The sequence below is a fragment of the Bradyrhizobium iriomotense genome, from assembly GCF_018129405.1.
Classification (GTDB): Bacteria; Pseudomonadota; Alphaproteobacteria; order Rhizobiales; family Xanthobacteraceae; genus Bradyrhizobium; species Bradyrhizobium iriomotense_B.
This window is the reverse complement of sequence record NZ_JAFCLP010000006.1, coordinates 291,746-311,539: the sequence shown is the minus strand read 5'-3', so window position 1 is coordinate 311,539 and position 19,794 is coordinate 291,746. Positions and strand designations below refer to the sequence as shown.

The window sequence follows — 19,794 nt, the reverse complement described above, 5'->3', positions numbered from 1 at the left end:
ATGGACACGTCAGAGGACATCCTGCATCAGGCATCCCCGGACCTCGTCCGGGGATCGGAGACGGCGCGCCGCAGCAAAGCGGCGCGCCTGTCGCCGTCCTTCATCTCCTGGCTCCAGGCCGGGCCGATGATGCTGGTGTTCCTCGCCTTCTTCCTGATTCCGCTGGTGTTCGTCGTCATCGTGTCCTTCTGGGACTACAACGAATACCAGTTGCTGCCGGCCTTCTCCGGCCGCGGCTACACCGACACGTTCGAAGGCTGCATCGCGCAGCTTCCCGAACTCTGCACCATCGGCAAGACCTATCTGATGACGCTGAAGCTCTGCTTCATGGTCTGGGCCATCACCCTCTTCATCGGCTTCTGGGTCGCCTATTTCCTCGCCTTCCACGTCAAGTCCAAGACCTGGCAGATGGGATTGTCGCTGCTCTGCACGATCCCGTTCTGGACCTCCAACGTGATCCGCATGATCGCCTGGATCCCGCTGCTCGGTCGCAACGGCCTCGTCAATTCCGGCCTCGTCAAGACAGGGCTGATCAACCATCCGCTGGAATGGCTGCTGTTCTCCGAATTCTCCGTGGTGCTGGCACTGGTCCACCTCTTCACCTTCTTCATGGTGGTGCCGATCTTCAATTCGATGGTGCGCATCGACAAGTCGCTGATCGAGGCCGCCTATGACGCCGGCGCCACCGGCTTCCAGACCCTCGTCAACGTCGTCATTCCGCTGGCCAAGCCCGGCATCGTGATCGGCTCGATCTTCGTCATCACCATCGTGATGGGCGACTTCATCACCATCGGCGTGATGGGCGGCCAGCAGATCGCGGCGGCCGGCAAGATCATCGAGACGCGGGTCAACGCGCTGCAGTTCCCGGCTGCCGCCGCGAACGCGGTGATCCTGCTCGCGATCACCTTCCTGATCATCACCATGATGTCGCGCATCGTCGACATCAAAAAGGAGCTCTGAGCATGAAGGAAGGACGCCCGCGCTCTTTCTACGTGCTCGCGGTCTTCTTCGCGGCCTACACGCTGTTCCTCTACGGCCCGATGATCGCGATCTACGTGCTGTCGTTCCAGGGCCCGCAGGGCGGCCTCACCTTCCCGATGAACGGCGTGTCGACGTTCTGGATCGCAAAACTGTTCCAGGGCACCGGCATCGTCGATCTCGGCGCGGCCTTCCGCCGCTCGCTGCTGCTCGGCGTCATCGTGATGATCGTCACCGTCGTGCTGTCGGTCGCCGCCGGCATGGCCTTCCGCAGGAAATTCAAGGCGCAAAGCATCCTGTTCTACTCGGCGATCGCCAGTCTCATCGTTCCCTCGATCATCACCTCGCTCGGCATCTCGCTTGAATTCCGCATCATCGACGACCTGATCAAGGCGCACTGGAACGAGAATTTCGAGACCTCGATGGGCCTGCTCACATCAGGGCTCGGTGCACACCTGACCTGGACGCTGCCGTTCGGGCTGCTCATCATGTTCGCGATCTTCAATCGCTTCGATCCGCGCCTCGAGGAAGCCGCGCGCGATCTCGGGGCGACGCCGTGGCAGACCTTCCGTCACGTCGTGCTGCCGATCATCCTGCCCTCGGTGATCGGTATCGGCCTGTTCGGCTTCACGCTGTCCTGGGACGAGCTCGCGCGCTCCAGCCAGGCGATCGGAGCCGTGAACACGTTGCCGCTGGATCTGCAGGGCCTCACCACCACCGTGACCAACCCCGACATCTATGCGCTCGGCACCGTGATCTCGGCCGTCTCGTTCACGGTGATCACGCTTGCGCTCGGCACCATCCACGTGCTCAACAAGCGGCAGGCGGCCAAGGGCTCGGACGCCGGCAAAGGGCTTGTCTGACAAGGGCTTGTGTGATCGCGATGCGGCTTCACGTCGTCAATCCCAACACCACGGCGTCGATGACGGCGAAGATCGCCGCTGCGGCGCGCAGCGTTGCCCTGCCCGACACCGTGATCGATGCGCGCCAGCCCGCGATGGGCCCGGTCTCGATCGAGGGTTTTTACGACGAGGCTTTTGCGGTGCCCGGCATGCTCGGCTGCATCCGCGACGCCGATCGCGACGGCGCGGATGCGCACATCATCGCCTGCTTCGACGACACTGGCCTCGATGCCGCGCGCGCCGCCGCGAAAGCGCCGGTGATCGGCATTGGCGAAGCCGGCTTCCACATGGCGAGCCTGATCGCGGCGCGCTTTGCCGTGGTGACGACGCTGGGCGTCTCCATAGTGCCGATCGAGCATAATCTCAAGAAGTACGGCCTCGCTGATCGCTGCGCCCGCGTGCGCGCCGCCGAGGTCCCGGTGCTCGCACTCGAGGAGCGCAACGCGGACGCGCTCGGCAAGATCTCGGCGGAGATCACCGCCGCCATCCGTGACGACCGGGCAGAGGCCATCGTGCTCGGCTGCGCCGGCATGGCCGATCTCGCCAATGAGCTTGCCGCAACCCACGATCTGCCCGTGGTCGACGGCGTCACTGCTGCGGTGACGCTGGCGGAATCGCTGGTGCGGCTGCGGCTGAAGACGTCGCGACTGGGGCCCTACGCGGCGCCGCGACCGAAGACGTATTCCGGGCTATTGTCGCCGTTTCAGCCCTAGCCTCGGTCGAACACCGACAGGCCTAGACTGAACCGGCTGCCACACGTTTTCTTATCGCAAATAGATTGATACTATTTTTAGTAGAGTGTACTTTCGAGCACATATTTTGGCGAACATTAGCTACGCCGCTGGGGCGTGCGAGATATCATGATCGCAGATCACGAATTTGGCGGGCAACATACCGAACTCAAGTTGTCGATCATTGAGGGGTATTTAAACGCCTTTACCACAGCGCTTCGTCCTCACTTCAAAAACCTCTGGTACGTTGACGCGTTTGCTGGGAGCGGGACTCGGACGGTACGAACTGAACGACAAGGCGCTACCCTAGTAGAAAAGCCTGTCGAAGAAGTCGTCGAGCGAAGGCGCGGATCAGCCCAGATAGCCCTGGATGTAAGACCTGAGTTTGATTTCATAGTCTTCATCGAAAAGAATCCCAACTACGTGTCCGCACTGGAAGATTTGCGCGCCAAAAATCTCCGACGCAAGATCGTTGTCGCAGAAGAAGATGCGAATTCGGCCTTGAAACGACTTGTTGCCAACAACAGCTGGGACGACAAGCGGGCCGTTGTCTTCCTTGACCCATATGGAATGGAGGTCGAATGGACAACGCTTCAAGCGCTTGCCGGAACACGAGCGATTGATGTCTGGTTTCTATTCCCGTTGGCGGGATTGTTCCGACAAGCCACTAGGAAACTGACCGACATTGACGAGCATAAGCGCGCTGCGCTGACGCGAATCTTCGGCTCAGAATCTTGGGAAGAAGAGCTTTATCCCGATGTCGGCAACCCCGACATGTTCGGTGTGTTGCCCGAGCGACGAAGAGATTTAGATCCGGCCGGCCTCGAGCGTTACGTACAAAAGCGGCTCAGCGAAATCTTCGGTGCTGTATTGAAGCCGCTTGCGTTACCCATCGACCGCGCGCCGCAGATGTTCTCACTGTTCTTATGCATTTCTAACCCAGCGCGAGAAGCGATCGGTCTCGCCACAAGGATCGGAGAGCACCTCTTAAATCCCAAGCGGCATCTCATCATACGTCCGACCACGAAGTAGTCTGCCGGATGCTTTCTTGTTCCTACCGCCCCATTGCTTGAAGAAGAACGCTGTGCCGTGACGACGGCAAGCAATCTCGATTTCATCCACCCACTTTGGGTCCATGGGCCGGGCGCGTGGACCGCTCTCACCGCCAACGATCGCCCAATGAATGCCGGAGAGATCCGCAGTTGCAACAGATCCAAGCAGCGGTTCGAACGAAATGAACCTGACCACTGCTCGCACCCGTCGTAGATCGTTGATGCGATCGAGGTAATCGGCGTTCTCGACACTAGTACCAAGCCAGACATTTTGGAGCGTTGGCAGCGCCTGCGAGATCTCGGCCATCCGGTCGGGGCGCTTAGTCAGGATTTGATAAGTGTGCTGCGGTGTCGCCTCCATCGTCGACCACACCTCGTGGATAAAATTCTCAGGCACGTTCGCGTGGAAAAGATCGGACATGGAGTTCACAAAAATCTGGCGCGGCTTGCGCCAAGCCTTGGGAGCTTCAAGTGCTCGGCGATCGAGGAACAACTTGCCAGTCCAAACAGCTCGTCCGCCGCTCTTTCGAGTTAGACCGCGGTATTTTCCAGCTCCCATGGCCTCGAGTCGCGCGGCCATACGCATCGCGTAGCAATTGGTGCAACCAGGCGAGAGTACAGTGCACCCCGCCACAGGATTCCAAGTTGCGTCGGTCCACTCGATTGAAGTCTCGGCCATCCTGCATCCTCCGAGTGGTTAGACCTGACAGAGCGCAGTAAATTATCCCTGAGGGTGCTCGATCGCACCAGCGTCGTGCTCGGCTGCGCCGGCATGGCCGATCTCGCCGCCGAGCTTGCCGCAACCCACGGCCTGCCCGTGGTCGACGGCGTCGCCACCGCGGTGACGCTGGCGGAATCGCTGGTGCGGCTGCGGCTGAAGACGTCGCGGCTGGGGCCCTATGCGGCGCCGCGACCGAAGACCTATTCCGGGCTGTTGTCGCCGTTTCAGCCCTGAATCTGGCCATTTGGCCCTAGCTCCAGAGGGTAAAGCCAAGCGCTGGCTGCTTTTTTGGCCGCCAGCCTCTTTTTGGTCCCAATTGTTGCCGAACAGTAACACTTTCGGGACATCCCGGTGGCCGTTTTGGGCTGCCGGTCTTCGCCACTCACCAAGTTTCAGATTTGGGTTTTGTCAGCGATGATCGATCTCGTGGAGGACACACGGTCCACCCCCCTGTTTCGCCTTGGCGCCCAGCCCATCGCGCTGACCGCCGCCGTCCTTTTCTTGCTGATCGCCGGCGTGACTTCGATCGCGATCTGGCGCGCCTATACCGGCTCCGTGCCGGAGACCGACCGGGTGGTGGCGTCGCGGCAGCTGCAGGCCCGCACCGCCCAGGCCTCCGAGCAGCTGGTCGAGAAGACCAAGGGGCTGGAGGCGACCCAGCAGGAATCGATCGACCAGCTCCAGGTTGTGCAGGATCAGCTCCAGACCGTGAAGCGGCTGCTCGCGGCCCAACAGACCGATACCAAGCGCCTGTCGGAGCAGGTGGCGAGCCTGAACGAATCCATCGACGGCTTGCGCCAATCCTTCGCCAGTGCCCGCGCCACCGAGGCCGAGACGCCCTCGGTTACCCGCAGGAAACCGGCTCGTCACCGCCATGCCAGCGCGCGCAAGCGCTCGCGCGGCTAAACTGGCCTCCGCCGGCGGCTTTAATTTTCTCCACTTGTGAACTGGATCACATTCGCCGGTATGATTCCGCGCGATGCTGCCCCCTACCGGATGGCGTGAGCCGATTTCAATATCCGGGGCTGGCAAGGTCGTTGACGGTATACTGCGTCAACGGCCTTGTTTTTTATTGGGCCAGCTGATCTTCCCGCCTCATTCACAGACGTCGACGCGACGATATCGCCATCCCGAAGGCGTCATCACGCGCTTGCGGACGACGTAGCAGCCGCCGTAACCGCCATCGTCATAGCCGGTACCATAATAATAGGGATCGCCATAATACGGGTAGCCGTAGCCGTAATAAGCGCCGTAATAGCCGGCGCCGGCAAGGCCCGCGCCGATGGCAACGCCCGGCCAGAAGCCGCCGCCATGCCAATGGCCGTGACCGCCATGGCCCCAGCCGCCATGGAAGCCACCGCCATGGAAACCGCCACCATGTCCGAAACCGCCCCGCGCCTCTGCCGCCTGCGGCGCCGACAGCCCGACCGCCGCGACGGCCAGCGCCGCCATCATCGTCTTACGTAGCATCACTCGATTCCTCCGCGTGGACACGCTCCACGCTTCAAAGCGGGATCAAGCTAGCGTTGTCGGGGCAATCGGGACAGCCACGCTGTCTCACTTCCGCGCGAGCATCAGCAGCCGCGACAGATGCTCTTCATCTTCTTGTCGAGCTGTCGGTTCTCGGCACTGACGGTGGCGTCGGCGGCTCCGCCGGTCCCGGAGCCGGTGGTCACTCCGGAGCCCGGGCCCGACGATTGAGCCGTACCCAGGCTGTTCGTGCCGGGCGGCGGCGCCGGTGCGTTGGCAACACCTCCGGTCGGCCCCGACGAAGTGCCGGTCGATCCGGCAGTGCCGCCGGTCGCTTGTGCGAAGGATACGGCCGGCATCGCCGCGAGGGCGAAGATCAAGACCAACGTCTTCATTGAAGCGTTTGCACGCGGTGGGGCCATTGGGATGCTCCTTTATCCGTCAACGGTCCCGACCAGGACCCGTTCCGGAACCAATGCCGTCACATCGGCTTGAAAGCGAGGAGGCCAAATCACGATGACCGATCGCGATCCCTTTGCAGAAGGCGAACGCGCCGCGCGCGAACGCATCCCGGCCGAAGCCAATCCCTACGTCGACGGCAGCGACGAGCATGCGCTATGGGCGGCCGGCCACGAGAAGGTTGCGGGCGCGATCGAAGCGCGCGAATCCGGGGGAAGCTGAGCTCAGCCGATCCGCTTCAGGCCCTTCTTGAAACGCGGGCCGTTGGCGACATAAAACTTCGCCGCGCTTCCCATCCTCTGCACCTGCGCATCGTCGAGCGTGCGGATCACGCGCGCAGGCGATCCGATGATCAGCGAGCGTTCGGCAAACTCCTTGCCCTCGGTGATGACGGAACCGGCGCCGACGATGCTGTTGCGACCGATCTTCGCGCCGTTCATCACGATCGAGCCCATGCCGATCAGCGCGCCCTCCTCGATGGTGCAGCCGTGCAGAATCACGTTGTGGCCGACGGTACAGTTCCTGCCGATGACGAGCGGAAAGCCGAGATCGGTGTGGCAGGTCGAGCCATCCTGCACGTTGGCGCCCTCGCCGATCTCGATCCACTCATTGTCGCCGCGCAGCACCGCGCCGAACCAGACGCTCGCACCCGGCTTCAGGCGCACCCGGCCGATCACGGTCGCGGTCTCCGCGATGAAATAGTTGCCGTCGGCGGGAAGTTCGGGCGCCTGCCCGTCGAGCTCGTAGATCGCCATCAAGGTCTCCTGTCGGGTTGACCCAGCCATAGCGAAACGGCGGCCCCGACGCAAAGGGCCGCGCGGCCTGTCAGGCGCTTCAGATCAGAACGCCGGCGGCGCGCAAGGTCATCAGGAAGAAGGTGCCGCTCATCATGCTCCAGAAGCCGGCGATCACGGTCGCCATCATCACGAATTCAACGCGGCGGCTTTCCATCCGCATGCCGCGCAGCGTGTTGCGCATGATGATGAAGGGCGCAGCGAACACCAGGAACGGCACTGCCGCGAAGGTCTTCGGCGCGACGCCGTCCTGCAGCAGGCCGAAGCCCGCGGGCCGCTGCGCGACCGCCTGGTATCCGTTCACGAGGGCGCCGGCGAGCGCGAAACCGATGCAGATCGAGAAGAAGGAATTGAGAGCTTCAGGTGTCATCGGAAACTGTCCGCACTTACGCAACGCCGGAGCCTTCCTGTGACAAATCGTGCTGGTTAACGCTACATTATCCTTAAGAGAAGGTTAACGGCGCCAGCCAATCCGCGCAGGGCCCTCCCCCCTCCCCGCGGCCGGCAAGGCTGCGCGAATTCGCCGCCCCGTGGCATATTCGCCGCTGATTCGTCGGCCATCGGCCGACTTCGGGTCTTTACGCGCGCGCATGTCATGACGGTGTTTTCGGCAGCTCCCCTCAGGTCCTCCAGGACGCGCACCCGGGCGCATGTCGTTCCGATCGTGCTCGGCGGCGCCGCCGCCCTGTGTGCGGTCGCGCTGGTCGCCTATTTGCTGTGGCCGACCTGGGGAGCCGGCGGCGCCAGTGCCCCGGACAAGCTGCCGGTCAGCGTCGGCGGCACGCTGTTCAACCTGCCGACGACCGCGATCCGGATGAAGATCCAGCGGCACTCCGGGCCCCAGGAGCGTATCGATCTCGATTTCCTCTATCCCTCGCTGGAGCCGCCCGGAGCGCCCAAGCACGTCACCGCCGATACGGTGGAAGCGGCGGTGCAATCGATCGACCGCATCTTCCTGTCGATCGCGGCCCATCACGATGCGCTCTCGCCCGAGCAGCGAACGGCCACGATCTATCCGCGCTATCTCGACCAGGCTGCGACCCAGCCCGAGGACGGGCTGACGATGCGGATGTTCCGCACTGAGACGCCTTACGGCAGCGAGGATTTCTATTCCGCGACAAGCCCCGCGCTGGCCGCGCGCTGCACGCGCGATGCGGCGACCCCCGGCATGTGCCTCTCCGAGCGCCGCGTCGGCGGCGCCGACCTCACCTTCCGCTTTCCGCGCAGCTGGCTGTCGCAATGGCGCGAGGTGGCGGAGGCGATGGAGAAGCTGACGGCGCAATTGCGCGGACCGAAGAGCTGAGCGGGGCCTTTCCGCCCCGCCGCTAGATCGGCTTGCTGGGATGGGCTGGAGCCTCCCGGACAAAAAACGTCGAAAACAACCCCATGCACAGTAGCCGGGGGCCTGGCACGACTTCGTATTTTTCGAAGTCACGTTGACCCGTCGGGCAAAACAGGGGCATGATGGCATCATGGGGCGGCGGTAAGGTTGGGAACGAGCGCCTGCGGTCTCCGCCGACGTCAAGGTCGCGGCCAGCCCGCGTGAATATGCGTCGAATGCCCCGCATCGCCGGGCCCCAGCACTTCCGTTGCTCCAAGCTCGCGGCAGCGTTGCTGAAACAAAGCGGCCGACGGGTTGCCGGCGCCCACATGCCGGCCGTTGATTGTGTTGAGGTCGGCGGTGCACCCTGCGTAGTGGCGGGAGTTCGTATTGTGGCTGCCACCGCAGAACTCCGATACCGAGAAGCTGAACGATTCCGCCAAATCGAGCATGCCTCTGAGCATTCGGGGATCGAGGTTGACCACACCGCCAGGCGCGTTTCTGTAGGAGCTGCGGTGTGCCGCACGCCCCTCGGCCGTGTCCTTGATGTTGTCAAAGGCCGTGGCGTTGTCCTGGACTCCCGAGGTGTGCGCGCGTGCAAGCACGATTTTCGGCGATTGCAGGATTCGCATTGCCAGCGAGGCCGTCGTTTCGCTGGCATCTGCTGCGAGATGGGCCGCCGGCGGCTCGAGCTCGCTCCAGATTTCGTCCGCTGCGCTGTCTGCGACGAAGCGCGCGGCAGCAGGCCCGGCAGCTCTCGAATACCACGCAAGGACGAGAGAACCGCCGGTCAATGCGGTCACGACCTCGGTCACATACCGGTTCTCGAGGGCGAGACATCCGTCGCTCCGTCCGATCCGGCCTGTACGGCTGATGAAATCCTGGGACACATAATCCGCGCCGTGCACAACGACGGCGCGCGCCCGGGCGTTGGAGTTGGTCGCTTCAAGGCCGTCGAGGCGCATCGAAAAGCCGTGCGCTCCAGAATAGGTCTCAGCGCAACGGTAGACACCGAGCGAGGTGCAGTTCGAGCCGGGTCGATTGGAGAAGACGCTCGCATAACCGTCGTCCGTGGGACCTTCGGATCCCTTGCCGTGCGCGCAGAGATAGGACTGGACGTGCTTGTCCCTGACGTCGAACAGGAAGAGTCTGGGCTCGCCGGATCGCCGGTCGAAATCGGCAATCGCCCAGTACCGGGCCGATACGGGACCGCCGTGGTCGTTCCTGAAGCTGATCAGGGTTTCCATCGGCGCGGAGAGTTCATGGCTCGCTGCGAGCTCGCGCAAAATCTCCTCATCGTTGTCGCGCGCGGCGACTGCGGGAGCGCTCGCCGCGGCTGGCGCCGCCAGCATGGGTCTCGCAAACGCTGCCATGTCCATGGCAAGGCCCCGGGTGACGAGCATCGGCGCGCTGCCGAATGCGTCGACGAACGTCACGTTGCGATCTATCGCAACGCCGCCGATCTTGTCATCCGGAATGATGTGCTGAACCATGCAGTAACCGCGGTGCGGAATGTCGGGCACGTTGCTGCCAGACTTCCAATAATGTTTTGTCTTGAGACTAAAATAGAGCTCATCCGCAGACAGAATACAGTTCGCGCCGACGTAAACACCTGTCGTATAGCCGGCGCTCTCCACCTCCCTGAACCAGGCATTGCAGTAGGCGATGACCGCGCTCGCCGGCGTTCCAGCCGCGATCCCCTCCAGATCGAGCCATACGCTGGACTTCTCTGCCAACCCGATTGCCCGGGCATGCGCAGCGGCGTTGCCGCCGCACTCGACCCCGAGCGTATCGGAAGGTGTCCAGCCGGACGGAGCGACATGCTGGACCGCCATGACGGCAAGCCCCGCGTCCAGGATGATATCGAGCTCGTTGGCGGTCAGATCCTTGGCAGGCGGTTTCGCTTTGCGCGACAAATAGCGGATCGCGAACTTGAATCCCGCTTCTTTCAGAGCCTTGGCCGTCGTCGCCGTCAGCTTCGTATTCGCGTCGAATCCATGCATCCCGGCCTCGGCCGGTTGTGCTCTCACGCTGGGAATACTGGCCGCCGCCACGCTTTCCAATCGCAACGCCGAGATCATGGAAGGAGTCCCCAGCATGGCTTGAAACTCGTCGACGGCGTCTCGGCGCAGCCACTCGTCAATTTCGTGTCGCTTGACGGGGCCATTGGCCCTTACGGTTCGGCGCAGAAGGCGAGCAATGTATTCCATCGCCAGAAGGTGGTCGCGCTTCATGGCCTTTTGGAATGCGTTCCCATCCAGTGAGCCGACCTTTGTGAGAACAAGATTCTTGAGCTCCGGCCCAAATGCCATGGAGTTCGCACTGACCTGCCAGGCACCCGCTTCAATCGTGGTCGGCGTCGTTGACGTTGGATTGGTGGTATCGACGCCTGCGTTCCAGTCCCAGGATGATTCAAAGCCCGCAAGCACGCGCATCACTTCCAGCATGGCGGCGCGGCGATGCGGAAGCCCCTGCCAGGGGCCGAGTACCTCGACCACGCTCGAATAGACGTCTGCGTTTTCGTTCGGGGCGAAGATGTCGTCGGGCGCCGTTCTGCCCCACGCAATTAATTCATTGAGAAAACTGTCCGGAGGGATACCCCGATTGAGAACCTTCCGCTTCGTCGCACCGAAAGCCATCGTGAGATTCTCCCTCGCGTGTTCGTGCGGACAGTTCGTTTAATGACGCCAGCCAACAACTTGGCTTCGCACTCGCCTTTCTACCAGAGGATGAACTATTTCACGATGATGCGTCAAGGTCGGGATGCCGGCAGTTAGTGGCATCTCAGGGGAGATATTCGGACGCGGTACACTTTGGGTCTCAGAATGTCGGCGACGAAGGCTGTCTCGATCTCCGTCGGCGATGGAGGAGAACCTATGCGGAAGGCCAGTTGAGATGCGCTCGCCAACTCGATGCGGTCAGTCCCGGCCCTTCTGCGCCCGGTACAGGCTCGGCGTCGTTCCGACCGCCTTGCGGAAGGCGCGGTTGAAATTGGCCTGCGATGAAAATCCGGCGGCATAGGCGATGTCGACCAGCGGGCGATCGCTGGTGGACAGGAGCCGCTTGGCGAGATCGAGACGCTGACGGCTGACATATTCATGCGGCGCGGCGCCAGTCGCCGCCTTGAAGCTGCGGGAGAAATGCGCCGGGCTCATGCACGCCACCGACGCCAGATCCTTCACCGTGACATCGCGCTCGACGGATGCGTCGATGAACTCGGTCACGCGCGACAGCCGTTTGGCGTCGAGCGGTTTCTGGACAGCGCAGGACTGCTTCAGCCGGACTGACGTCGCCGCATAGCTGTGCACCAGATGAGCCGACAGGGCTCGTCCCAGGCTTTCGACCAAAAGGCGGCCGGTGGAGGTTTCCTGTTCGAGCTCGGCGAGGATCCGACTGGCGACATGCTCGATGAACATGTCCTGATCGATGGCCTCATAGCGGATCGACATTCCCGACGGATCGATGTCGAGATCCCTGAGCATGGTGTCGTCAAACGGCTGTCCGGGAAGAAAGATATGCAGGCATTCCTGCATCTGGTTCTCGACGCGGATGAAATCCTCGCGGATGCCGGCCGGACAGAGCCACACGGTGCCCCTTCTGCCGAAGGTGCGCTGCCGCATGCCCGCGCCTTCCCGATCGACGACGGAGTTGCCACGCAGCAGGATTGCGATCTCGGTGTCGCGCGGCAATTGCGGCGGCAGATCGCCCGGCTCATGGCTCCATCGCTCGGCAAGGAGATGACCCCATCGCCGGTCATTGGACGTCTGAAGCATTCTGCCGGTAACATATTTATCGACAGAGTTGCCAAGCATACCCATCGTGAATCTCCGCCAGATAGCGCGATGTGGGTAAAAAGGTATTGCCGGGTCCAGCAATTAGCATGCCAGACATCCGGCCGGCCGTCCACGGGCCGAGAGCAGTCCGGGACAACAACACCGCACATTTTGAAAAGCCAGACCGCGCCCGGCCGCCGCATCCTCGGCCGTCTTGAATCAGGAAACGGAGAGATCCATGGCCCGGACCACGGTCATCGGCGCGTGCCCCCACGATTGCCCGGATACCTGTTCCATCCTGACCACGGTCGAGGATGGCAAGGCGATTGCCGTCCGCGGCAATCCCGACCATCCGTTCACGCGTGGACGGCTCTGCGTGAAGGTCAACAACTATGAGGAGCGCGTCTACAGCGACAAGCGTATCCTCCATCCGCTGAAGCGGGTCGGCCCGAAGGGCTCCAGGCAGTTTCAACGGATCTCCTGGGATGAAGCCCTGGAGACCATCGCGTCGCGCTGGAAATCTGTCATCGCCGAGCACGGGGCGCAGGCGATCCTGCCCTACAGCTATCTGGGCACGCAGGGCATCATCAACGGGCTCAACGTCGGCGATCCCCTCTTCAACAAGCTCGGTGCGACCGTGCTTGAGCGCACGTTCTGCGACTCCGCCTCGTGCACGGCCTACATGATGACGATCGGGCACACGCCGGGTGTCGATCCCGAGAGCTTCGTGCATTCGAAATACATCATCCTGTGGGCCTGCAACACGCTGAGCACGAACTCGCATCACTGGCCGTTCATCGAGCAGGCGAAGAAGGCCGGCGCCAAGCTCGTGGTGATCGATCCCGTCCGCACCCGCACCGCGCGCCTCGCCGATTGGCATATTCCGATCCGGCCCGGCACCGATGCCGCGCTCGCGCTGGCGATGATCCACGTCATCATCAAGGAGAACCTGGTCGATCGCGACTACGTCGACAAATACACCGTCGGCTACGACGAGCTGGCGGAACGGGCGTCGAGCTACACCCCCGAATTCGCTGCGCAAGAAACCGGCATTCCCGCCAGCGACATCATCAAGCTTGCCCGGGAATATGCGACCACGCCGCCAGCCGTCGTGCGGATCGGCGTGGCGGTCGAACGGCATGCCGGCGGCGGCCAGACCGTGCGCGCGATTGCGTGCCTCCCGGGATTGATCGGCGCCTGGAAGCATGTCGGCGGCGGCCTGCTTCAGCTGCCGATCTGGGCATTCCCGGTCAGATGGGACGTGCTGATGCGGCCCGATCTGCAGCCCGAGAAGATGCGCGTGCTCAATTCCTGGCGCCTTGGAGCTGCGCTGACCGGCGAGCTCGGCTTCGATCCGCCGATCAAGGCGCTGTTCGTCTACAACGCCAATCCGATGGCGATGGTGACCGAGCAGGGCAAGCTCGAGGAGGGACTTGCGCGCGAGGATCTCTTCACCGTCGTCAGTGAACATTTCCTGACCGACACCGCCAGATATGCCGACATCGTTCTGCCCGCGACCACCCAGCTCGAGCAGAAGGACATCATGTTCTCCTGGGGACATCTCTACCTGTCCTACAACAACCAGGCGATCGCGCCGCTCGGCGAAGCCGTCTCCAACACCGAGCTGTTCCGCCGCCTCGCGCATGCAATGGGCGTCACGGATCCGTCCTTCTTCCGCAGCGACGACGAGATCATCGAGACCTCGCTCGACTGGACGAGCCCGGTGCTCGCCGGAATTGCACTCGACGACGTCAAGGCCAAGGGCTATGTGCGCCTCAACATGCCGGCGCCCGCCGACTGGGCGCCGCATCGCGAGGGCAATTTTCCGACGGCCTCCGGAAAGTGCGAGTTCAAGTCGACGATCGCCGGCGGCGGCAACTTCGTGGTGCCGCTGTTCCGCCAGGGCTACAACGGCGACCAGGATGGCGCGCCGGTCGATCCCCTGCCCCACTACATTCCGCCGAATGAGAACGCGCGCACGGCGCCCGTGCTCGCAACGCGATATCCGCTCAGCCTGATCTCGCCGAAGAGCCACGCTTTCCTGAATTCCAACTACGGCAACCTGCCGGCCCAGACCGCGCAGGCCGGCGAGGAGCAGGCCGTGCTGCTCAACCCGGACGATGCGGCCAAGCGCGGGATCGTCGCAGGTGCGCCGATCCGCGTGTTCAACGATCGCGGCTCGTTCGAGGCGTTCGCCACCGTCTCGCCCGACATCATGCCGGGCGTCGTGGTGGCACCGTCCGGCTACTGGCAGCGGTCCAACCGCAGAGGCGCGACGGTCCACGTGCTGACGCCGCCGGCCTTCGCCGACCTCGGCCGCGCGCCGACATTCTCCGACATCCTTGTTCAGGTCAGCGGGGCCTGACGATGACATATGTGGTCACCGACAATTGCCGCGGCTGCCGATACACCGAATGCGTCACGGTCTGCCCGGTGGAGTGTTTTCACGTCGACGAGGCCATGACCTATATCGATCCGGAAAACTGCATCGACTGCGGCGGCTGTGCACCGGCCTGTCCGGTCGGCGCGATCGAGCCGGACTATCGCCTTGCCGCGGACAAGAAATATTGGATCGACGTCAATCGGAAACGCGCGGCTGAAACTCCCGTCATCAGCGCACGCTTGGCGCCGCTGCCGGGTGCCGACGAGCGCAAGCTGGCACTGGGCCGATGACGGGTTCTGCTGCGAACGAACTGCGCATCGCCGTCGTCGGCAGCGGACCGAGCGGCTTCTACACGACCGAGGCCCTGTTGCGTTCGGGCGCGCCCGTGACCATCGACATGTTCGAACGGCTGCCGGTGCCGTACGGGCTGGTGCGGTTCGGCGTGGCGCCCGATCATCCGAAGCTGAAGCAGGTCACCATGGCCTTCGACAGGATCGCGAAAGCGCCTGGCTTTCGTTTCATCGGCGGCGTCAAAGTCGGAGACGATGTCACCGTCGACGAGCTCCGCGAGGCCTATGACGCTGTCGTACTTGCAACGGGCGCCGAACTGAGCCGGCCTCTCGGCATTCCGGGCGAAGCTCTGCCCGGGAGCCACAGCGCAGGTGATTTCGTCGCGTGGTACAACGGTCACCCGGAATTCCGCGACCTCCAGTTCGATCTCGACCATGAGGCTGCGATCGTCGTCGGTCATGGCAATGTCGCGCTCGACGTCGCACGCATTCTCGCCAAGACAGCCGACGAGCTGCGCCAGACCGACATCGCGCGCCATGCGCTCGAAGTTCTGGCGGAGAGCCGGATTCGGGAGATCTCCATCGTCGGCCGCGGCGGACCGGCCCAGGCAAAATTCAGCGCGAAGGAATTGCGCGACTTCCTCGAATTGAGCGCATGCGACACGGCTGTCGACGGCCGCGACGTCGCGCCGGACGAATTCGAACCGCTGAATCCCGGAGATCCGGAGCTGATCGAAAAGCTGTCGCTGCTGCGCGGCTTCTCGCAGCATGCCGTGACCAAGCCGCGGCGCTGTCTCGTTCGCTTTGGCCTGTCGCCCGTCGCGATCAAGGGTCGCGGCCGGGTCGAAACAATTTCATTCGGGCAGCGGTCGGGCGCCGTCGAGGACATCGCTTGCGGCCTCGTCTTCAGCAGCGTGGGCCGACGAACGACGCCTGTCGCCGGCGTTCCCTACGATGACGATCGCGGCGTCCATGCCAACATGGATGGACGTGTCGCGAACGGTGGTTCGGTGATCGAGGGGCTCTATGTCTGCGGATGGAGCAAGCGTGGGCCGAGCGGCACGATCGGCACCAATCGCGGCTGCGGAATTGCGACCGCAGAGGCCGTCCTGGCGGACATCGCCCACCGGCGGCCGCGCACGGATACGCCCGAGGCATTGCTTTCGCGCGTGGTCAGCCGCGTCGCACGAATCGTGAGCTATCCGGATTGGGGCACGATCGACGCCGCCGAGAAACGCCGGGGAGCCGCGCTCGGCAAGCCCCGAGAGAAATTCGTGACGATCCCCGACATGCTCGCGGCGGTGGACGCGTGACCCGAGAAGGGTCACGCCACGGGGCAACGGCAGTTATTCCTGATCGACGAGATCGTCCTCGAGGATCGCCATCTGGAACTGGAACGAGCGATCGTCGTCCTCGTCGTCGACGAAGAGCACGCCGATGAACTCCTCGCCGATATAGACCTCGGCGGAATCATCTTTCTTCGGCCGCGGCACGACGCGGATCTTGGGATTGCCGAATACGCGCTTCAGATACGCGTCCAGCTTTCTGACTTCTTTGACGTCCACGGCAAGTCTCCGATCAAAATTGGTCGGCGGGTTTTAGGACGAGACGCGACGAACCGCCAGCATGAATTGCCAAAGAATTTTGGGGACGAAAGGGCCGGAGAATCCGGCCCTTGTTACGAGCTTAGAGCCCCATCGCGTTGATCATCTGATCCATGGTGCGCGACGGCTCGGCGCAGCCGGCTTCGCCGACGATCTTGGCCGGCACGCCCGCCACCGTGACGTTGTGCGGCACCGGCTTGACCACGACCGAGCCCGCCGCGATGCGCGCGCAATGGCCGATCTCGATGTTGCCGAGGATTTTTGCGCCGGCGCCGATCAGCACGCCATGGCGGATCTTGGGATGGCGGTCCTCGTTCTCCTTGCCGGTGCCGCCGAGCGTGACGCCGTGCAGGATCGAGACGTCGTCCTCGATGACAGCCGTCTCGCCGCAGACGAAGCCGGTGGCGTGATCGAGGAAGATGCCGCGGCCGATGCGCGCGGCCGGATTGATGTCGGTCTGGAACACGGCGGAGGAGCGGCTCTGGAGATAATACGCAAAGTCCTTGCGGCCCTTCAGCCAGAGCCAGTGCGCGAGGCGATGGGTCTGGATGGCGTGAAAACCCTTGAAGTAGAGCAAGGGATCGATGAAGCGCGAGGTCGCGGGGTCGCGGTCGTAGACGGCGACGAGATCGGCGCGGAAGGCGTTGCCGAGATCGGGATCGTCGCGCAGCGCCTCGTCATAGGTCTGACGCACGAGATCGCCCGACAGCGCGGAGTGATCGAGCCGGTCGGCGAGACGGTGGATCACCGAATCCTCAAGGCGGCTGTGATGAAGCACCGTCGAGTAGATGAAGGTCGCAAGCTCGGGCTCGCGATGGACGATGTCCTCCGCTTCGCCCCGGATCCGGTCCCAGATCGGATCGAGCGAGGCGAGCTTTCCTCCCGGATTGACCTGATGCACTGCCATGGGATTTGCTCTTTCGAATTGGCTCGTTTTGCGGGCTCTATAGCACAGTCTAGACGACAAAGTCCTGACCGGCTTGCCTGAGAGTGAACAGCACCTTGCCCCGCGAAAGCATGCCAACGCCTTGAAAGACAACGATTTATTCTGGCGCCCCCAAGCGACAAGGTTGGCTCAAAGTGGTCAGGGTTTTGCCAAATTCAAGCCGGGGCGCGTCAAACTATTGGTGAATTCTGTCCCAAGCCTTATTGCGGGCATGGTCCCGGCGACGACGGAGCGGTTTTGAGCATCACCACCGATCAATTGCGCGCAGGCGCCGCAGGGTCGCTTTGGCTGCGGCTGGCGGCCGTCTCTCTGCCCCTCCTGATGATCGCACCGGCATTCTGGAACGGCTATCCGCTGTTGCAATGGGATACCGGCGGCTACCTGGCGCGCTGGTACGAAGGCTATCTCGTCCCCAGCCGGTCCACCGTGTTCGGCCTCTATCTGCACTATGGCGAAAGCTTCGGCTTCTGGATCAACCTCGCGGTCCAGTCGCTGGCCGCGCTCTGGCTGTTGCAGCTCAGCTTGCGCGTGCTCGGTTTGATGCAGACGTCCCGCTTCGTCGCGATCGCCCTGCTCCTGATCGTGTCGACCGCCCTGCCCTGGCTCGCCAGCATGCTGCTCACGGACATCTTTGCCGGGCTCTCGATCCTGTCACTGTTCCTGCTGGTGATCGGCGGGCAACGGACATCAACGCTCGAAAAGATCTCGCTGTTCGGCTTCACCGCCTTTGCCGCCGCAACTCACAGCGCCACGCTCGGCGTGCTGCTCGGCCTCTGCGTCGCCGGCTGGATGGCGCGGCCATTCGTGGGCCACAGGCTTCCGCGCGCCGGACTGGCGCAGGCGAGCATGACCATCGTCGCCGGCGCCCTGATGCTGGTGTCGGCGAACCATGCGCTGTCGGGGAAATGGGCCTGGACGCCCGGCGGCTATGGTGTTGCCTTCGGCCGCATGATGCAGGACGGCATCGTCGCGCGCTTCCTCAACGACCATTGCCCGCGCGAAAACTTCAAGCTCTGTCCCTATCGCAACCAATTGCCGGCGAGCGCCGACGAGTTCCTGTGGGGCAAGAGCATGTTCAACACGCTCGGCCGTTTCGAAGGCATGAACGACGAGATGAGCTACATCGTCGTGCATTCGCTCGCCGATTACCCGGCCTGGCAGGCCGGCGCGGCCCTGCGGGCGATGGGACAGCAATTGCTGCATGTGGCGACCGGCGAAGGCACCAATGGCTGGATCCCGCACACCTATGGCATCATCGAGCGCTACATCCCAGCCCAGGTCGCGCCGATGCGCGCGGCGCGCCAGCAGCACTGGGGCGTCGATTTCGACTACGTCAACTGGCTGCACGTGCCCGTCGCGCTGGCCTCGATGCTGGCGCTGGTCGCGCTGCTCGGGCGCGCGCTTGCGAACCGCCGGCTCGACGACCTGACGCTGCTGGCTGGGACCGTGATGCTGGCGCTGCTCGGCAACGCCTTCATCTGCGCCGTCATCTCCGGCCCGCACGACCGCTACGGCGCGCGCATGGCGTGGGTTGCGACCTTCGTGGTGCTGATGGCGCTCTTCCGCGCGTTCGGTGACGACAAGCCGGCAGACAAGGCTTCAGCCGCGGCGTGACAGGAAATCGAGCACGCCGGTCTTGTAGACCTTGTCGCCGACCGCGCGCATGTGATCGCGGTTCGGAATGTCGAGCACTTCCGAACCCGGAATGATGGCGCCGAGCGCGCTGGCGGAGCCCGCGACGTCGTCGGTCGAGCCGACCGCAATCAGCACCGGCACCTCGATGCGTGCAGCCTGCTGCCTCGTCATGAGGTCGCGCGTCCCGCGCAGGCAGGCGGCGAGCGCCTTGCGGTCGGACCGGGTCTGATCGGCGAATGCACGGAATGTGCGCCCGACGGGATCGGTGACGTCGTCGAGCGAAGGCGCTTCCAGCGCTTTCGCCACGTTCTCGCCGGGGCCGGTGCCCTCGATCAGGCCGCCGATGCCGATGCCGCCGAGGATCGCCGAGCGCAGGCGTTGCGGCTCGTTGAGGCCGAGCCAGGCCGTCATCCGCCCGCCCATGGAATAGCCCATCATATCGGCCTGCGGGATGGCGAGATGGTCCATCAGCGCCAGCACGTCGCCGGCCATGACGGGAATCGAATATTGCGCCGGCTCGTAGAGCTTTGCGCTGTCGCCATGGCCGCGATTGTCGAGCGCAATCACCCGGCGGCCGTTCTTGCGCAGCTCGGAGACCCAGGTCGGATAGACCCAGTTCACGTTCTTGCTCGAGGCAAAGCCGTGCACCAGGATGATCGGATCGCCCTCGCCTTCGTCGAGATAGGCAATTTCAACGGCGCCGTTGTGAAAGCTCGGCATCATCAGTTCCAGAGG

General features: G+C 63.3%; 21 protein-coding genes and 1 pseudogene. 12 read left to right on the top strand and 10 right to left on the bottom strand.

Translation table 11 applies throughout. The features are described 5' to 3' along the window. The 4 genes from JQ592_RS16660 (at window position 1) to tcmP (ending at window position 3,643) form a co-directional block, all read left to right on the top strand. Complete coding sequence (locus tag JQ592_RS16660; protein ID WP_211403895.1) at window positions 1-960, top strand: ABC transporter permease; 960 nt, start codon at window positions 1-3, stop codon at window positions 958-960. A gap of 2 nt (window positions 961-962) precedes the next feature. After that, entirely contained in the window at window positions 963-1,841 is an 879-nt protein-coding gene (locus JQ592_RS16655; RefSeq protein ID WP_211403894.1) for an ABC transporter permease, read from the top strand. A 20-nt stretch (window positions 1,842-1,861) separates the two neighbouring features. Further along, window positions 1,862-2,593 carry an aspartate/glutamate racemase family protein gene (locus JQ592_RS16650; protein WP_211403893.1) on the top strand — a complete coding sequence of 244 codons (732 nt, stop codon included), beginning with the start codon at window positions 1,862-1,864 and terminating at the stop codon, window positions 2,591-2,593. Window positions 2,594-2,740: 147 nt separating this feature from the next. Then, window positions 2,741-3,643 carry a three-Cys-motif partner protein TcmP gene (tcmP, locus tag JQ592_RS16645; protein WP_211403892.1) on the top strand — a complete coding sequence of 301 codons (903 nt, stop codon included), beginning with the start codon at window positions 2,741-2,743 and terminating at the stop codon, window positions 3,641-3,643. Here the strand turns inward: tcmP and JQ592_RS16640 are convergent. Next, window positions 3,599-4,342, bottom strand: coding sequence for a DUF5131 family protein (locus tag JQ592_RS16640; RefSeq protein ID WP_211403891.1), 744 nt, complete (start codon window positions 4,340-4,342; stop codon window positions 3,599-3,601). The genes tcmP and JQ592_RS16640 overlap by 45 nt on opposite strands. 69 nt (window positions 4,343-4,411) lie before the next feature. Between JQ592_RS16640 and JQ592_RS16635 the strand changes: the two are divergent. Both JQ592_RS16635 and JQ592_RS16630 read left to right on the top strand, forming a co-directional pair. Next, window positions 4,412-4,618: pseudogene (locus JQ592_RS16635) on the top strand (aspartate/glutamate racemase family protein); the annotation flags it as partial. A gap of 180 nt (window positions 4,619-4,798) precedes the next feature. After that, a complete protein-coding gene (locus tag JQ592_RS16630; protein ID WP_211403890.1) occupies window positions 4,799-5,290 on the top strand; it encodes a hypothetical protein in 492 nt (163 codons plus the stop codon). A 189-nt stretch (window positions 5,291-5,479) separates the two neighbouring features. Here the strand turns inward: JQ592_RS16630 and JQ592_RS16625 are convergent, their stop codons facing one another. Beyond that, on the bottom strand, window positions 5,480-5,854 hold the full coding sequence (locus JQ592_RS16625; RefSeq protein ID WP_211403889.1) for a hypothetical protein: 375 nt from the start codon (window positions 5,852-5,854) through the stop codon (window positions 5,480-5,482). A 104-nt stretch (window positions 5,855-5,958) separates the two neighbouring features. Next, complete coding sequence (locus JQ592_RS16620) at window positions 5,959-6,276, bottom strand: hypothetical protein (protein ID WP_211403888.1); 318 nt, start codon at window positions 6,274-6,276, stop codon at window positions 5,959-5,961. A 94-nt stretch (window positions 6,277-6,370) separates the two neighbouring features. On the opposite strand from JQ592_RS16620, the gene JQ592_RS16615 reads away from it, so the two are divergent. Beyond that, window positions 6,371-6,535 (top strand): hypothetical protein, encoded by a 165-nt coding sequence (locus tag JQ592_RS16615; RefSeq protein ID WP_211403887.1) that lies wholly within the window; start codon window positions 6,371-6,373, stop codon window positions 6,533-6,535. Window positions 6,536-6,537: 2 nt separating this feature from the next. Here JQ592_RS16615 and JQ592_RS16610 read toward each other — a convergent pair whose 3' ends face one another. Both JQ592_RS16610 and JQ592_RS16605 read right to left on the bottom strand, forming a co-directional pair. Then, window positions 6,538-7,068: a gamma carbonic anhydrase family protein gene (locus JQ592_RS16610; protein WP_018647061.1), complete on the bottom strand. Its 531-nt coding sequence runs from the start codon at window positions 7,066-7,068 to the stop codon at window positions 6,538-6,540. A gap of 79 nt (window positions 7,069-7,147) precedes the next feature. Beyond that, complete coding sequence (locus tag JQ592_RS16605) at window positions 7,148-7,477, bottom strand: DUF6949 family protein (RefSeq protein ID WP_211403886.1); 330 nt, start codon at window positions 7,475-7,477, stop codon at window positions 7,148-7,150. A 225-nt stretch (window positions 7,478-7,702) separates the two neighbouring features. Here JQ592_RS16605 and JQ592_RS16600 point away from each other — a divergent pair, with 225 nt between their 5' ends. Further along, window positions 7,703-8,410, top strand: coding sequence for a hypothetical protein (locus JQ592_RS16600; RefSeq protein ID WP_211403885.1), 708 nt, complete (start codon window positions 7,703-7,705; stop codon window positions 8,408-8,410). 218 nt (window positions 8,411-8,628) lie between these two features. Here JQ592_RS16600 and JQ592_RS16595 read toward each other — a convergent pair whose 3' ends face one another. Both JQ592_RS16595 and JQ592_RS16590 read right to left on the bottom strand, forming a co-directional pair. Beyond that, window positions 8,629-11,067: a murein L,D-transpeptidase catalytic domain-containing protein gene (locus tag JQ592_RS16595; protein WP_211403884.1), complete on the bottom strand. Its 2,439-nt coding sequence runs from the start codon at window positions 11,065-11,067 to the stop codon at window positions 8,629-8,631. Between the two features lie 279 nt (window positions 11,068-11,346). Continuing rightward, window positions 11,347-12,201 (bottom strand): AraC family transcriptional regulator, encoded by an 855-nt coding sequence (locus JQ592_RS16590; protein ID WP_211403883.1) that lies wholly within the window; start codon window positions 12,199-12,201, stop codon window positions 11,347-11,349. A 238-nt stretch (window positions 12,202-12,439) separates the two neighbouring features. Here JQ592_RS16590 and JQ592_RS16585 point away from each other — a divergent pair, with 238 nt between their 5' ends. From JQ592_RS16585 to JQ592_RS16575, 3 genes are read left to right on the top strand one after another with little or no spacing between them, the layout of a single operon-like run. After that, window positions 12,440-14,566, top strand: coding sequence for a molybdopterin-containing oxidoreductase family protein (locus JQ592_RS16585; protein WP_211403882.1), 2,127 nt, complete (start codon window positions 12,440-12,442; stop codon window positions 14,564-14,566). Between the two features lie 2 nt (window positions 14,567-14,568). Further along, the gene (locus tag JQ592_RS16580; protein ID WP_211403881.1) at window positions 14,569-14,874 is read left to right on the top strand and encodes a ferredoxin family protein; all 306 of its coding nucleotides are present in this window, start codon (window positions 14,569-14,571) and stop codon (window positions 14,872-14,874) included. Further along, window positions 14,871-16,187: an FAD-dependent oxidoreductase gene (locus JQ592_RS16575; protein ID WP_211403880.1), complete on the top strand. Its 1,317-nt coding sequence runs from the start codon at window positions 14,871-14,873 to the stop codon at window positions 16,185-16,187. The genes JQ592_RS16580 and JQ592_RS16575 overlap by 4 nt, the downstream gene beginning before the upstream one ends. A 33-nt stretch (window positions 16,188-16,220) precedes the next feature. Here the strand turns inward: JQ592_RS16575 and JQ592_RS16570 are convergent, their stop codons facing one another. Next, on the bottom strand, window positions 16,221-16,439 hold the full coding sequence (locus JQ592_RS16570) for a DUF3126 family protein (RefSeq protein ID WP_007602550.1): 219 nt from the start codon (window positions 16,437-16,439) through the stop codon (window positions 16,221-16,223). Window positions 16,440-16,560: 121 nt separating this feature from the next. Continuing rightward, a complete protein-coding gene (gene cysE / locus JQ592_RS16565) occupies window positions 16,561-17,385 on the bottom strand; it encodes a serine O-acetyltransferase (protein WP_211403879.1) in 825 nt (274 codons plus the stop codon). A 276-nt stretch (window positions 17,386-17,661) separates the two neighbouring features. Between cysE and JQ592_RS16560 the strand changes: the two genes are divergently transcribed. Further along, entirely contained in the window at window positions 17,662-19,038 is a 1,377-nt protein-coding gene (locus JQ592_RS16560; protein WP_211403878.1) for a hypothetical protein, read from the top strand. Here the strand turns inward: JQ592_RS16560 and JQ592_RS16555 are convergent. After that, the gene (locus tag JQ592_RS16555; RefSeq protein ID WP_211403877.1) at window positions 19,024-19,779 is read right to left on the bottom strand and encodes an alpha/beta fold hydrolase; all 756 of its coding nucleotides are present in this window, start codon (window positions 19,777-19,779) and stop codon (window positions 19,024-19,026) included. The genes JQ592_RS16560 and JQ592_RS16555 overlap by 15 nt on opposite strands. Between the last annotated feature and the right edge of the window lie 15 nt (window positions 19,780-19,794).

Excerpts from the sequence above, each read along its gene's own strand:
- JQ592_RS16620 (WP_211403888.1), bottom strand. The coding sequence starts at position 6,276 with ATGGCCCCACCGCGTGCAAACGCTTCAATGAAGACGTTGGTCTTGATC.
- JQ592_RS16575 (WP_211403880.1), top strand. The coding sequence starts at position 14,871 with ATGACGGGTTCTGCTGCGAACGAACTGCGCATCGCCGTCGTCGGCAGC.
- JQ592_RS16640 (WP_211403891.1), bottom strand. The coding sequence starts at position 4,342 with ATGGCCGAGACTTCAATCGAGTGGACCGACGCAACTTGGAATCCTGTG.
- JQ592_RS16630 (WP_211403890.1), top strand. The coding sequence starts at position 4,799 with ATGATCGATCTCGTGGAGGACACACGGTCCACCCCCCTGTTTCGCCTT.
- JQ592_RS16600 (WP_211403885.1), top strand. The coding sequence starts at position 7,703 with ATGACGGTGTTTTCGGCAGCTCCCCTCAGGTCCTCCAGGACGCGCACC.
- JQ592_RS16625 (WP_211403889.1), bottom strand. The coding sequence starts at position 5,854 with ATGCTACGTAAGACGATGATGGCGGCGCTGGCCGTCGCGGCGGTCGGG.
- tcmP (WP_211403892.1), top strand. The coding sequence starts at position 2,741 with ATGATCGCAGATCACGAATTTGGCGGGCAACATACCGAACTCAAGTTG.
- JQ592_RS16655 (WP_211403894.1), top strand. The coding sequence starts at position 963 with ATGAAGGAAGGACGCCCGCGCTCTTTCTACGTGCTCGCGGTCTTCTTC.
- JQ592_RS16610 (WP_018647061.1), bottom strand. The coding sequence starts at position 7,068 with ATGGCGATCTACGAGCTCGACGGGCAGGCGCCCGAACTTCCCGCCGAC.
- cysE (WP_211403879.1), bottom strand. The coding sequence starts at position 17,385 with ATGGCAGTGCATCAGGTCAATCCGGGAGGAAAGCTCGCCTCGCTCGAT.
- JQ592_RS16660 (WP_211403895.1), top strand. The coding sequence starts at position 1 with ATGGACACGTCAGAGGACATCCTGCATCAGGCATCCCCGGACCTCGTC.
- JQ592_RS16590 (WP_211403883.1), bottom strand. The coding sequence starts at position 12,201 with ATGCTTCAGACGTCCAATGACCGGCGATGGGGTCATCTCCTTGCCGAG.
- JQ592_RS16580 (WP_211403881.1), top strand. The coding sequence starts at position 14,569 with ATGACATATGTGGTCACCGACAATTGCCGCGGCTGCCGATACACCGAA.
- JQ592_RS16585 (WP_211403882.1), top strand. The coding sequence starts at position 12,440 with ATGGCCCGGACCACGGTCATCGGCGCGTGCCCCCACGATTGCCCGGAT.
- JQ592_RS16595 (WP_211403884.1), bottom strand. The coding sequence starts at position 11,067 with ATGGCTTTCGGTGCGACGAAGCGGAAGGTTCTCAATCGGGGTATCCCT.
- JQ592_RS16650 (WP_211403893.1), top strand. The coding sequence starts at position 1,862 with ATGCGGCTTCACGTCGTCAATCCCAACACCACGGCGTCGATGACGGCG.
- JQ592_RS16555 (WP_211403877.1), bottom strand. The coding sequence starts at position 19,779 with ATGCCGAGCTTTCACAACGGCGCCGTTGAAATTGCCTATCTCGACGAA.
- JQ592_RS16605 (WP_211403886.1), bottom strand. The coding sequence starts at position 7,477 with ATGACACCTGAAGCTCTCAATTCCTTCTTCTCGATCTGCATCGGTTTC.
- JQ592_RS16615 (WP_211403887.1), top strand. The coding sequence starts at position 6,371 with ATGACCGATCGCGATCCCTTTGCAGAAGGCGAACGCGCCGCGCGCGAA.